At 43.9% G+C, this 15,041-nt stretch carries 4 protein-coding genes; 1 reads left to right on the top strand and 3 read right to left on the bottom strand.

What is annotated here, in order from left to right; translation table 11 throughout:
* Window positions 1–74: 74 nt before the first annotated feature.
* Window positions 75–10,214 carry a CHAT domain-containing protein gene (locus OSCIL6407_RS0110045; protein WP_007353260.1) on the bottom strand — a complete coding sequence of 3,380 codons (10,140 nt, stop codon included), beginning with the start codon at window positions 10,212–10,214 and terminating at the stop codon, window positions 75–77.
* A 415-nt stretch (window positions 10,215–10,629) separates the two neighbouring features.
* On the opposite strand from OSCIL6407_RS0110045, the gene OSCIL6407_RS0110040 reads away from it, so the two are divergent.
* On the top strand, window positions 10,630–11,751 hold the full coding sequence (locus OSCIL6407_RS0110040) for a RuBisCO large subunit C-terminal-like domain-containing protein (RefSeq protein WP_007353259.1): 1,122 nt from the start codon (window positions 10,630–10,632) through the stop codon (window positions 11,749–11,751).
* A gap of 341 nt (window positions 11,752–12,092) precedes the next feature.
* Here OSCIL6407_RS0110040 and OSCIL6407_RS0110035 read toward each other — a convergent pair whose 3' ends face one another.
* Together OSCIL6407_RS0110035 and OSCIL6407_RS0110030 are read right to left on the bottom strand one after the other, a co-directional pair.
* Entirely contained in the window at window positions 12,093–13,253 is a 1,161-nt protein-coding gene (locus tag OSCIL6407_RS0110035; protein ID WP_007353258.1) for a pyridoxal phosphate-dependent aminotransferase, read from the bottom strand.
* A gap of 184 nt (window positions 13,254–13,437) precedes the next feature.
* On the bottom strand, window positions 13,438–14,781 hold the full coding sequence (locus tag OSCIL6407_RS0110030) for an oligosaccharide flippase family protein (RefSeq protein ID WP_019487179.1): 1,344 nt from the start codon (window positions 14,779–14,781) through the stop codon (window positions 13,438–13,440).
* Window positions 14,782–15,041 lie beyond the last annotated feature (260 nt).

Below are 15,041 nucleotides of genomic sequence, written 5' to 3'. Positions count from 1 at the left end.
TATGCAGGAAAACTCTAATATTTTTGGGTAAGCACAAAAAGCTAAAGACAGGAAGAAAGAAGGGGATGTTCCTTCTACCAAGGATTTCCTATGAGAGTGAAACCACTCCAGTAATAAGGATGAATAAAATCTCTTTTATCTTGCTGAGTTAAAGCAGGCGGTAAAGAATATGTACCCGTAGCTGTGAATAACTTCCCATTTTCTACCCGCACGTTACCTTTAAGCATAGCGATCTGAGCAAATCTCAGAGCATCTGCCTTAATTGCGGCTTTTCCTAACTCATGATAAAATTCTGTCATTAATCCTAATGTACCGCGATCGTCAACGTACCAGAGACTAGCTAAAGCAGATTTCGTCCCCGATTGTACTGCTAAACCAGCAAAACCTAATTCAGCTTCGCGATCGCCTAAAGCAGTTTTGCAAGCACTCAACACCAATAAATCTACAGAGGGGTTATCCCAGTTCAAATTTCTGACGCGATTGAGGGGTAATTTGGAGTCCCAAAGCTGAATATAAGAATTACCCGGTTTTCCAGGGAGAAATTCAGCGTGGGTGGCGAGGTGAATAATGCGATAATCTTGGCGCGATCGCTGCCAAGTCAGATTTTCCAGAGTAAAGGTAGAATTGAGAAAAGATTTACCCTGCCATTCCGATGCGATCGCAGACAATTCTACCGGTACCGCAGGTAAAGGACTTTTATCAGTAAATTCGGACGCTCCCATTGCCAACACGGAAGCGTTACTGACAGAGGCGTAACGGGTATTAGTTAAACTAAAACTGGGAATTAAACTGAAACTATATTTTTCAATCAGGAATTGATTCCCATCATGCAAAGCGGCAATTGGGATACTCCGCAAACCTGGATCTAAAGACAGCAGCAGCGTATCAATCTCTAACTTTTTCAAGTCTCCCTCTAGAGGTGATATCATCCATTGGTAAAGCTGCTGTGCTGAAACCAAATAACTATTAGTATTGCGTTGGCGGGAATTCGTGACCTCATTACGAAACTCATTCACTACTGGGAAAAGAACTTCTCTTTTAGCTGCTGGGACACTGTGGCGAATCGGTCGTCCTAAAGAGGGAACTAAAATTAATTCTAATCGATCGAGGCGCGATACTACATAAATAATCGCCGATCGCTTGCCAGTTTTCTCCTCGATCTTCCTTAAAGTTTCTTGGATGCCGGCAACTGAAATAGTTTGATCCGGGAGCTTCCCACTCACGCCAAGATATTGCTCAAATTCATTATTCCTAATTTGTTCAATTTGCCACACTGTATCATTGATATCTTCTCCCTCAAAAATTTCATCGATCGGGGAATTGTAGCCGAGAATCAGATTAGAACTGGTGTTAGATGAACTTTGCTCTTTGGGGTTTGTAGAAGGATTTTGGGCGATCGCTAATGGGGAGGGTCGATCGGAAGCGGCCCACCCATCCAAAATCTTCGGCTTGATTGTCAAATTTTGCCGTTTGGGAGCAAAATCAGGATCTGGTAAAGAATTTTCGGAACTCGCCACTGCGGAGAGTTGGCGACTAGCGGGCCAACGATCGGAAATGCTGCGATCGATCCTCAAAATTTCCTCTGTGGGAGCAAAACCAGGATCGTGTACCACTGGAATTCCTTCTCTATAGAAGGTTTCGGAGGGATTTGGGGAGGTTTCAGTGCGAGGTACTGCGACAGAGGTAATACCTGTGGCAGGCTGCGCTAACGTGCCTGTTGGTGTTAGCGTGCGATCGAGTATTCCTGTAAATTCTGGTACAGGCGGATTGGAGAAATCTGGTAAAGGTGTTAGCAAAGGTGCAAATGCTACTGATATTTGCGAGGCTTGAGGTGTAGTAGTTGGTACTAATATTGTCAGATTTGATGAACTTGGCAGTGGTGTAGCTACTGGTGTAGTAGGGGGCACTAATATTGTCAAATTTGATGAACTTGGCAGTGGTGTAGCTACTGGTGTAGTAGGTGGCACTAATATTGTCAAATTTGATGAACTTGGCAGTGGTGTAGCTACTGGTGTATCCGTTGGCACGGTTGTTACAGGTGATGGCGCGATCGCTACTGTTGGTATCTGTCCATCTAGTGCGGGTACTGGTGTGGGTGATGGTGTTACTAATGGTGCGGGTGATGGTGTTACTAATGGTACGGCATCATCAGTTTGTATCGCAATATTTCCTACACTAAAAGAACCCGGAAAAGAGCGCCCTAATTCAATGGTAGACTGTCCGCTAGTAATTACCCCAGCAGTGCCATTAATCGCAGCATTACCCACCTCAAACAGTTGAAATGGCGGCCCTCCATCTCCCCCTACATGGCGAATTGTAATATTACCGCCACCGCTACCACCTGCTGTGGAAATACTAGCATTACCAGCAGATAAAAATGGACTTGAAAAAGAGTTAGTTGCTCGGAAAAATCCCCCCGTTGATTCAACAAAGACATTACCACCAATACCGTTGATTCCGCCTTCAGCGTTAATAAATTCAACTTGAATATCGCCAATCGGATCTAGGAAAACGTTACCGCCATTTCCCACACTACCACTAGAATTAATCTGTCCTGCTGCGATCGAATTGCGAGCTATAACAGTAATATTACCGCCACTAAATCCTGATGTATTTAGATTACCCGTTGTTACTACCCCCGCAGGACTACTAACCGAGATATTTCCTCCATTTCCAGTAGTTAAGGAAGCATTCAGATTTTGTGTTGTCACATTCCCGCTACTGCTATTAAGCTGAATTAGTCCCCCATTTGAGGTAATGTTGCTCACAGTTAAGTTATTACCTGTGGCAATATCAACGCTATTAGCAGTGACATTTCCCAGTAAATTAACAGTCCCCGTACTCCTTGACTGCAAGCGTTGAGAATTAATCGTCGAACGTGCTTCTAAATTGCCAGCACTTTGAATAATAAGATTACCTAACTGTCCATTTGTCGCCGCACCGACAGCCGAATTGAAACGAATATTACCGCTACCTGCTGTTAAATTCAAGCCATAACCGTTTAAGGCTTGACTGTCTACAGTGCCGCCGAAAGTGATATTTCCTGTCGTACCTGTAGTTAAGCTTACATCTCTTGTGAGAATGAGTGCGCTGTTAAAGGTGATATCGCCGTTAGCGGTGGCGATATTGCCGGACAAGTTAGTATTAAAAGCGTTGATATCGAGGCGAGATATAGGTGTTTGATTACCGATATTTCCTTGTAGTAGGATGTTGCCAGTACCAGCATCTAAGTTTAACTGCTGATTGCCATCAATCGCACCCGCGATGCTAATATTTCCGCCTGTGCTCCTGAGTGCGATATTGCTGCCAAGATTGGTATTACCTGCGATCGCGATATTATTATTAGTTGTGAAAATATCAGAGTTGAGGTTAATTGTCGTACCGCTAAGAGCAATGGAACTGTTATCGTTACCAGTAAGAATACCATTAACTGCGATTGCGCCTAAACCGGATTGAATTGTAACTGGATCTAAGAAGGTTAGATTATTAGCAATAGTAACATTGCCACTGCTATCTGTACGCCCAATTGTAATCGAGCTAAACCAATTTTGTAAAGCATTAATTTCTGCTGTTGTCAAGTCTAAGGCACTGGTATTATTACTACCACCAATCTCAATATTTTGTCCGGGTGTGGCGGGTTGAATTACTAAGGTATTTGTACCGGATACTGGCCCAGTAAAGTCAATTTCACCTGCTGTCAAAGTCAGAGGGTTATTACCTGCTGCTAAGTTAGAACTAAAGGCAATTGTCGCAATTCCCGGCGTGAAAGTTACGGGAGCATTTAAGGTGACAGGGCCGCCAAATCTGATATCATCATTTGTAGTCGTTATGTTACCAGCTACATTCACCGCACCCAGGCCATTTTGAGTGAAAGCACCATCTAAATTTAGGTTGCTAGCAATATTGAGATTGCCTGTATTAGTAATAGTTGCAATACCATTGTTGGTAGTAGTGACATTACCATTTAGATTGATATTGCCGACAGCAGTAAGTCCGAGATTTCCTGCAACTTGCAGGTTAGAATTAAGAGCGATATTTTGTGCGTTTACCTGCAAACCAGTTAAGGGATTAACTGCACCGACAGCATTATTAAATGTTATATTTCCCGTACCAGTATTTAAGGCAACCGCTTGATTACCGTTGACAGTACCATTGAAAGTAACGGCGCTATTTTGTGAAGTGATATTGCCAGTACCTTTGGTAAAAGTGACATTGCCAAAACTAGCACCATTTGCCGCAGAGAAAGTAATGCCACCTAACTCGATATCAGCACTAAGGTTTGTGGGAGTGTCGCCATATCCTAAAGTTACATTGTTAGCAAAATTGACGGTTCCCGTTCCAGTTATGCCGGAATTCGTGTTTAATGTACTATTAAAATTAGTTGTTCCCGTTGAGGTGATGGTAATCGCAGCACCAATACCATCGCCAATAGGGTTGGTGTTACCTACAGCTAGATCGAAAGTTGTAGTCCCACTGCCAGAATTGACGGTTAAATCTCTGGAACCGTTAACGATATTGTTGAAATTAATATTACCGCCGCTGCTACTGAGGGTGACATCATTGCCTAGTAAGATGCTACTATTAAAGGTGATGGGATTGCTAGCAGTAGTGATGTTGGCATTTAGGTTTGTAGTATCGCTGTTAAAGGTAATTGCACCATTATCATTGCCAGTAATAGCATTATTAACTACGATCGTACCTATTGAGTTTTGTAGAGTGACTGGATCGTTAAAAGTGATGGGGTTAACTACAGAAGTTACACCGCTGCCATTGGTCTGAATTGTAATTGAGCTGAAGCCATTTTGTAAGGCATTAATGTCTGCTGTCGTCAAGTCTAAGGTGGTGGAGTTGGTATCTGAAATACTACCGAGAGAAATATTACCGTTGGGAATTCCTGAGAGGATTGCTAATGTATTGCTACCTGTTACTATTCCTGTAAAATCCACTTCGCCAGCGGTTAAAGAAAGGGCGTTATTGCCTGCTGTTAAAGTGGAATTAAATGCGACTGTCGCGTTGCCTGCATTCAAGGCAACATTTGCTGTTAAATCAACAGGTGCATTAAAACTAATGTTATCGTTAGTAGTAGTTAAATTACCAGAAATTGTGACTGCACCTGCACCAGTTTGACTAAAAAAGCCGTCGAGGTGTAAATTATCTAAGGCGAGAGTTAAAGGTGCTGAGTTGTTAAGTGTAAGTCCGCCGTTGTTACTGGTTGTTATATTGCCAAAATTGAAGTTAGCGCTTGTTAAGTTAATACCATTCGTACCAGTTGTATCTAAATTTCCGACAGTTGTAGTGTTGCTAGCTGTGGTTTGAATACTAGCGGCGGCAATGGCTCCCGTTTGGATGTTGGTGGCGTTATTTACTGTAAAATCTCCCAAGCGGGTATTGCTGCCAATTACACCGTTAACAGTAATATTGCCTGTACCCGCTTCTAAGGTAAGATTGCCATTGCCGTCAATATTATTGCTGAATAAGATGTCACCACCAGCTAAGGGGCCTGTGCTGACAATTGGGTTGTTACTAACTAAGACATTACCGTTAATAGTAATATCCGTGTCGGCAGTAATGATGTTATTATTTAGGTTGGTTGTAGGTGCGTCAAGTGTAACGGTTGCATCCCCTGTTCCCGTAATGGATTGATTGACAACAATATTACCTGTTTGAGTCTCGAAATTTACGGGATCTTGAAAGGTTAAGGCTAAGTTATCTACAGTTATATTACCTGTGCCATCTGGCCTACCGATGACGATGGAACTGAAACCATCTTGCAGTGCAGTTACGAAAGAGTTTCCTAATTCTACGTCACTGGAAATAGGTGAAATGCCTGTGCCAAACCAGATATTTCCACTTGCCGTGTATGGCTGAATTGATAATGTGCCGTTGCTTTGAACTGGACTGCCTGCAAAGTCAATTTCGTCGCCAATAATGGTAATATTTCCTGTATTGGGTAAGCCATTGGCATTGACGGTATCTACAGAACTTTGCAGAGCAGAAGTAAGGGTGATATCTCCAGCATTAGCGATAGTAGAACTAGAGTTAAGGATGCCAGCGTTAGTAATTACCGTTCCAGCTATTCCTGTGCTGGTAAGGGTAATGTTGCCCCCATCTCCCGCCGTTGAACTGGTGTTGAGATTGCCAGTATTAATGTTATTGTTAGCACTAAAGGTAATTGGGCCGCCACTTCCTATATTGGAACTTGTATCGATTGTTCCTGATGTAGTATTAATATTGCCATTATTGCTAGTTAGTGTAATTGGCAGTCCGGGATTAGTAATATTGCCCGTCGTAATATCGCCTGTAGTTGTAATTGCGATCGCACTCGGACTGGTAGTATCGAGAGAATTAGATATTGTCAGCGAAGCTAACGGTACATTCGCCCCAATTTGCCCGCCTAGATTAATAATACCCGTTCCCGTATTCAGGGTTAAGTTACCATTGCCGTCAACAGTTCCACCAAAATCAATATCGCCAGCGCCTATTAATCCAGTGGTAAGAGTGGAATTGCCAATGAGAGAAACATTGCCGCCAAAAGAGATGTCCTGCTCATTGGTAGTAATATTACCATTTAGGTTGATAATTGGCGCAGATAAATTAATAGAAGCATTGTCCGCCCCTGTGAACGGAGTTGTAACATTATTAACATTAATTACTCCGGTTGTTTGTAGCGTCACCGGATCTTGAAAATTAGCGTTGCCTGAGACTATAATGTTACCAGTTTGATTGGAACCGCCAATAGTAATGCTAGAGAATCCGTTTGTAAATTGGGCAATACCTTGTTTTAATCCTAAACTTGGATTGCCACCGGCAATCGTAGTGTCCAAACCTACAAGATCGATATTCAGACTGGGAGTAAGAGGTCGCACTGTCAGATTGCCAGCACCGCTAACATAATTGTTAGGATAGATATCAATTTCATCGGCTATGAGAGTGACATTACCGCTGCCTGCGGTAACATTGCCACTACCAAAAAGGCTAATCCCCAAACCACTAGCAGTACCAGTCCCCGATCCTTGTAGGGTGATATCGCCAGTTCCAGTTGATTGGATGGTGCTGTTATTGTTTGAATAAATACCGTAGTTGCTACTGCCACTTCCGGCACCATTACCGATAAAAGTAATATTTCCATCTTGCGATCGCACCTCAGAATTGTTAAAAACATAAATCCCAGCATTAGCGCCCGTCCCTGTAGCGCCATTACCCGTTAATGCCACCGTTCCTACGCCTGTGGTTTCGATTGTAGTCCCATCTAGATAGATGCCTTCGTTGATGAGTCCAGTGCCTCCGCCGTTACCAGTCAAGCTGACATTACCCCCCGCCGAGCTCACTCTCAGACCGGTAATATGTATCCCTTTATTTTGATCTGTGCCATTACCACCCGTACCGCTGAGGGTGACATTTCCTGTTGCTGTCGATTCTACAACGCTGTTGAAGCTGATATTAATGCCGTCGTTGCCAATGCCTTGGTTGCCGCCAATTCCAGTAATATTTAGATTGCCATTCTGCGATCGCACTGTACTGGCATCAATAGATATCCCTGGATTATTGCTCGTTCCAGTCGCCCCCGTCCCGTTCAGAGTAACATTCCCGTTCCCTGGGGTTGATTGCACGGTACTGGTATTAGTGATGACAATGCCCGTATTGTTGGTTCCACTCCCAGCACCATCACCCGTCAAGCTAACATTTCCCCCTGCGGATTGCACAATACTGGAGTCAATCTCTATCCCTGGATTAGTAAATGTCCCGTTTCCGCCCGTACCATTAAAAGTAATATTGCCCGTACCGGTGGATTCGATACTGCTGTTGCCTTCCACGTAAATGCCGCGATTACTATTTCCAGTACCGTTGCTTGTCCCCGTTAAATTGGCAGTTCCACTCGCTACAGTCACTCTGGAACCAAAACCATTAATGTAGATCCCGTAATTATTATTTGTTCCATCCCCACCGGTGCCGTTTAGGGTAATATTTCCAGTCCCGATAGCTTCGATTATGCCGCCGCCTTGAATTGTGATGCCGTTGTTGTTATTGTTAGCCGCATTACCTCCTACTCCAATTAGGGAAATATTTCCATTCTGTACGCTTACTCTGGAGTTGGTATCAACCACTATTCCACGATATAAAGAAAACGTTGGCCCTAAAGCGCCTCCGGTTATGCTTTTGCCATCAAGAGTAATATTACCTGTACCTGTCGTTTGCACTAGGCTATTATTAGCAATCAAAATACTGCTGGTGGGATCGTTAAATCCTCCGTTACCAGTGAGTTGAATATTGCCACCGGCGGCGTTAATTGTACTATTATTAATTCCAATCCCAGAATTGGCAAACGCGGAACCGTTGCCGATAAAATTGCCGCCTCCAGTATTAATCAGTGCATTCGTAAAAATGAGATTGGCAATGACAGTGCTGCCAGCAGCAGCGTTGAGGATGACGTTGCCTCCACTCGTGTTGATATTGGCGTTGACAGAGATGCCGTTGGTTGTAACGGCAGTGAAATTTCCGCCTCCGGTATTAATCGCGAAACTGCCGATGGCGATGGTGCCGATTGAGCTATTGTCGTAATCAGCGCGAAGATTGATATCACCTCCAATTGTCGTGAGGTTTTGAGAAATAGTAATGTTGTTGTTGGCATTCAGCGCGATCGCGCCTATCCCTGAATTGGCTATCGGCTGATTTATAGTAATGTCATTATCCGCTTGCAGTGTCAGGGAATTAGCGCTGTTCCAAGAGATGGGAGCACTTACTGTAATATCGCCTGGATTACCAAAGATAGATGCAGTGGAGATCGTGACGTTGCTTGAACCCAGTTGTGTTTGCAGCGTACCGTTGTTGATATTAGATGCAGCGGCAGAGGGTGCAAATGTACCTCCTAATGTACCGCCTGCATCCGCACCTGCGCTAATAGTAATGTCTGTGGGATCTAGCAGCAGCGTTCCTACAGTGCCAAAGGGCGATCGCAAGTCCGCAAAACCTTGATAATCTAAATAATTCTTACCACTAACTTCTGCAAAACCGCCGTTACCATAATTAATACCACCGCGTGCAGAAATATTACCAAAAAAGCGAGTAGTTTCATCAGCCCAAACTATTACTCGTCCGCCATTACCATTGAATAAAGCATCGGCATTAATAATAGAATTGTTGCTTATATATGTTCTCAAAGCATTGGGTACAGTGCCTAAACCGCGATAGTCGCCGCCAATTAAAACAGTACCGCCGCCATTATTACCCGCAGCATTAATATTTGCGCCAAAAATTCCTACTCGCTGTCCTAATATATTTACTGTTCCGCCAGTTTCGCCGGCTACATTAATATTCCCAGAAGCAATTGCATCTCCTGTTACTGCTGCAAAAGTTTCCCCAGTTAAGACAATTTGACCAAATTCATTAACGGTTAAATTTGTGGCGTTTATCTTACCTTGTCCTGTCAATAATTGGGGTAAAGATAAAACTGGCTGCGTCCAACTCTGGGGAAGTATTCCCGCATTAGCCACTGGCTGAATATCTAAACTCAATAAATGCCCTGCTTGACTAACTCTAACTATATTTTCACCAGGGACAGCAGCGATCGTAATATTACCAATGGGGGCTTGTAATGTACCTGTATTAACGACAGTGCCACCAATTAATGTTAAATTTTGACCGGGTGTCACTGCCAAATTTCCGGTATTGACAATCGAGCCAGGTTGTGAATTAGTGAAGGCGAAACTATTAGGAACTCCCACCAAAGTTTGCCAATTATTATTACCAATCGCCCCAAACCAGTTATTATTCCCAAATCCGATACCTGTAGCGGTGGTAGCGGTGAAAGATGCGGGGATATTAAGACTAGCATTTGGCCCAAAGACAATCCCAGCGGGATTCATTAAGAACAGATTAGAATTGCCGCCAGTTACTTGAATTAAGCCGTTAATAATGGAAGCGTCGCCGCCTGTAACTCTGCCTAAAATATTGCGAATATTAGGATTAGTTAAAAAGTTGGCAATTTGACCCTCTGAGAGTCCAAATTGAGTAAAACTATGGAAGAGATTAGCTTTGTCGCCGCTGAGGGAACCCCCTTGGATGTCGAAGCGGTTGCCTTGGGGGGTGACAACAGTACCCGTACCATCGGGTGCGGGTGTAATAACTTGAGTTTGAGCTTTGGTGGGGTAAGTAAATGCACTTAGAAGGCTAAATGTTACCAATAACCTCAGTAAAGTAACTCTATCAGCTTTCATGGTTTAAATCCTGATTGACTTGAGATTACGATCGCGATCGCAGCCTTGATGTTCCCCAATTTTACGAGTGAAGTCTTTGGGGGAAAAATATTTCGTTACTAGCCATCAATTATCTGCCCGAATGCTTCGCCCCTACTTCAAACTTTTGGATGTAAAGCCGAAAAGATGGATAATATGTTTGATAAGATACCTCAGAAATCGGCTTCTTGTCCAGTAGTTTGTAATGCTGCCCTCTGGGTGATGATACCTAAGTAATACGTAAGTATATAACTGTTAATTTTGTATCACTCCTACTTAAGTATTTTCTAATCAATGACATATTCCTCCAGACATTGGCAGATTAGCAAGTAGTGGATGCCGGATTCTGATAGTTTTTTAATTAGGAATTGAGTTTGATGTCCTTTGAACTAAGATTATGACAATAGAAGTTGACTATCGTTTTCCTGCGGGTGTTGATGCAGTAAAGCAAGCTAAAATAATTGCTGTAGGACAAACTGCTGGTACTTGGAATGAGCGTTTTGCTAGTAGGGAGTCGGCGCTGCGATCGCACTTAGCGGAAGTCATCAACATTCGCACTGAATCAACTGGTGAAAGCATTGCTACTGTAAGCTTTCCCGAAACTAATGTTGAAAATGACATCCCTAGTTTGCTGACGATGATTTTCGGTAAATACTCGATGGCGGGAACAGCAAAAGTAGTAGCGGTGAGGTTGCCGGCAAGTTACGGGATGCGGCCAAAATTGGGGATCGCTGGTATTCGCGATCGCCTGGGAGTTTTCGACCGGCCGCTAGTGATGGCAATTTTCAAACCCGCACTGGGTTTGACTGCCAGCGATCATGCAGAAATTTTATCAGAAGTGGCGTTCGCAGGCTTAGATATCATTAAAGATGACGAAATTCTAGGAGATTTGGCAAGCGCCCCCACTTTGGAACGTCTGCGGGCCTGTCGTGAAGTAATTGCAAGAGTAAAGCAGGAAACCGGACGCACGGTGCTTTATGCGGTGAATGTGACGGGAAATGCCACGAAAATAGTCGAACGCGCCCGAATGCTGGTAAAAGAGGGGGCGAATGCCTTGTTATTAAATGTGCTTGCTTACGGTTTTGCCGTGTTGGAGGCGATCGCATCTGACCCCGAAATTAATGTGCCAATTTTCGCGCATCCAGCTTTGGCGGGGGCTTTGTGCATTTCCCCTGACTGCGGAATGGCTTATTCTGTGGTGTTGGGGACTCTGATGGCACACGGGGGGGCGGATGCGGTGCTATATCCCGCCCATTACGGGAATTTGCCTTTTGATGCTGCACAGGAAGGAAAAATTCGGGATATTTTGCGCGATCGCGATGTGTTTCCCGTTCCTTCTGCTGGCATTCATCCGGGAATAATTCCTAACATTATCGCCGATTATGGTCAGGATGTAATTCTTAATTCTGGAACCGGAATTATGGATCATGCTGATGGGCCAGCGGCGGGAGTAAAGGCATTTTTTGACGCTTTAGATCGGGTGAAGAAAGGCGAAATTTTTAATCAACCCGGCGATTGAAATCGCGGCTACACAAACAAAGTCCGCCTACGCGGACTAATTGAAGTAGCGCAGGATTTATATTAATCCCTCTTTTGTCACTCTGGGAAAGTAAAAATCAGAGCCAAATTGTCAACTGTAGATATAGCAAGGATTTGAGCATTTATTTTCTAACAGAATGGCTAAAATCAAGATTTTTGGTAAAAGTCTTATGCTATAACCATCCCAGATTATTTTCTGCCGAAAGTGACAAAAGAGGGATAAATACTTGTCATTGCGAGCTCCGCGAAGCAATCGCAGAGACTAGGCAATTGCTTCGCGGAGCTCGCAATGACGACAGAATTATAAATTTTCCCGTCCTGCTATAAAATTGCTTTCAAGCCACGTACCAATCGCTTAATACCTGCGGTGGCTATTTCTTTTTCTAAACCGTAGGCGACGCGCAGGTAGCACCCATCATTCATCCCAAAAGCTGTACCTGGAAGGACTGCAACTTTATGCTCGCGAATTAGACGCTCTACTAACTCTATCGCACTCTGTTGAGTATGGACTTTCAGTAGGAAATAGAAGGCTCCATTTGCCGGAGGAATGGTACAGAAATCTTGCAGGTGGTTGAGTTCATTAAGCACAATTTCTCGCACTGACGCGATCGCGCCTATCTGATTTTCCCAGTAATTTCTTCCAGCTTGCAATGCTCCTAGTGCAGCATATTGGGAAATAACAGGGGGACAAATTACAATTGTATCTTGGATTTTTTTGACTGAAACAAGTAAATGTTCTGGAATTACCATATACCCGATGCGCCAACTCGCAAAACCGTAAGCTTTGGAAAGGGTAAAAAGTGAAATTGTGTGTTCGCTGCTAGCGGGAAAAGCTGCGGGAGAAAAGTGTTTTACACCGCCGTAGGTAAAATATTCATAAGCTTCATCGTTGATGTGATAAATTCCCTGTTGGCGGCAAATTTCATTAACTTCGCGTAATGCTTCTAGAGGATAAACAGCCCCAGTTGGATTGTTGGGTGAAATTGTGACAATGGCGCGAGTTTTATTCGTAATTGCTTGCGCGATCGCACTAACTTGCAGTTGATAATTTTCATCTGTTGCTACTACTATGGGATGGCAATCTGCCATCATAACCGCCATTTCATGGTTAAAATAATAAGGCGATTGAATAATAATTTCATCCCCAGGGGAAGTAATGGCGAGAATGGCATTCATAAACCCCATGTTGCTACCAGCGGTAACAACAATGCAGTTTTTACTGTTAATTTCTATGCCGTTATCTGCTTTAAGTTTCGTCTCTATTGCTTCTAGTAAAGGTGGAATTCCTTGGATGGCTTTGTATTTGTGATTTTCGGGATCGGCTAGAAATTCAGGAATGCGATCGAAAGCACTTTTTGGCGGGCCGTAATAAACAACACCTTGCCCTAATGATGTCGTTCCCGGAGATTGGCGAATTAGTTCTCCTATGACTGGAATGATTGGCGACTGTACCGCATCCATCCGAGTTGAATTAGTCTGCATATTGATTGATAAGTAAATCCACCTAATTAAACATAAGATCGGGATGGCTAAAAAGCTGACTGTATAAACATTCTTCCTTCTCTCCTAGATAACTAAATTTTTCTTCCTTCTTCCTTCTTCCTTCTCTCCTAGATAACTAAATTTTTCTTCCTTCTTCCTTCTTCCTTCTTCCTTCTTCCTTCTTTTAGGGAAACACTGTCGCCCCAGGAAGTCCAAGTCCCAAAGCCAAGCGAATGCCGATCGCAACTACTAGCAAAGCCAGAAATAACCCTGTAGTCTGAATATCTTGCCTCGCAGCGCTTAACTCCTCGCGTTCCAAACCATAAACTATAGCCGCGTAAAATGGCAAATCATTGAGTGCAACTACTGCGATCGCCCCCAGCATACCCCCAAAATAAAACCCCGTCGGTAGTCCCACCACCATAAAAATAAACTTTAAAACACAGCCATAAGCAGGATAGTAACTCTTGCCGATCGCAAACAACACCTGGTCAATTGTCTGTGTCAAAATTCGAGGCCATATCCCCAAAGCTAACACCGGTAACATCCAGGCAGCATTCGAGTACCTACTATCATAGAGGGCAAGAATCACAAAATCCCCAAAGCTAACTAATAGCGCTACGCCTAACGCCACTGCCAGCAAAATCGGCTGACGGTTTTTGAGAATTTTAGCCCGAAAAGTTGGACGCGGGAGCTCAGCAAGCTGTGAAAAAGCTGGGAAAAGCACTTTACTACTGACAGCTAAAACCACCTGACGCGGTATATCCGCAATGATAAAAGCAATGCCGTAAACGCCTAACAACTCAAAGGAAATCATTTTTCCTAACATGAGGCGATCGCTTTGTTCGGCCAGAAATGTTACCGCCGTCGAAACAAAAATCCACTTGCCAAAAGAAAAGATTGCACTAGCCGCCTCTCGATCCCATACCCAGCGGTTAGGTGTTGCCAAATTCAACCAATGACTCCAAATTAATTGAATTAAACTACCCACCAGCGTCCCAACTACCAAAGCCCAAATACTTTTATCAAACCACGCCCAAGTAATCATCGCCGCAATTGAAACCGCCTGACCTCCTAGCTCAAAAATTGCCAACTTTGCGATCGCCATCTGGCGATTGAGAGTATACAAAGAAGTGGAGTTAAACCCAGAAATAACCGTACTTAAACCCACCACAGGTAGCAGCCAAAAAAGCTGTGGTTCTCCATATAGCAGGGAAATCGGCTTTGCCAATAACAAGCAACAAAACCACAGGGTACACCCCCGAACGATCTGCAAAGTCCAGGCCGTATTGAGAAAATCTGGTTCGTTTCCGCGCCTATTCTGGATGATGCTTGGCCCGATGCCAATATCCGAAAATAGGTGAAGACCGATGATAAAAATATTTACCAACGCCATCAGACCGAATAGTTCTGGGTAGAGCAGACGAGCTAGAATGATATTGCTACCAAACCGCAAAATCTGGCTCATTCCATACCCAGCAATTGTCCAAGCTGCACCCCGAAGAGCAAGTTTTTTTAAAGATGACATGATGAAGGAAGAGGGAAGAAGGGGCTAGGGGCTAGGGGCTAGGGGCTAGGGGAAGAGGGAAGATGGGGGAGATGGGGAAGATGGGGGAGCGGGGGAAGAATTAGCAATTAATAGGATTTACGTAGTCTTGACGTAATCTAGGGCTTGAGATTGCTTGCGCCTAGTCAAGCGCTACGCGCAGGCTACGCCAATGCAATGACAGAAAATTATAGCAGAATGCGTAAGTCCTGAATTACCAATTACCAATTAGCCATTAGCCA

This window comes from Kamptonema formosum PCC 6407, from assembly GCF_000332155.1.
Taxonomy (GTDB): Bacteria; Cyanobacteriota; Cyanobacteriia; order Cyanobacteriales; family Microcoleaceae; genus Kamptonema; species Kamptonema formosum.
This window is presented reverse-complemented; position numbering and strand designations above follow the sequence as displayed.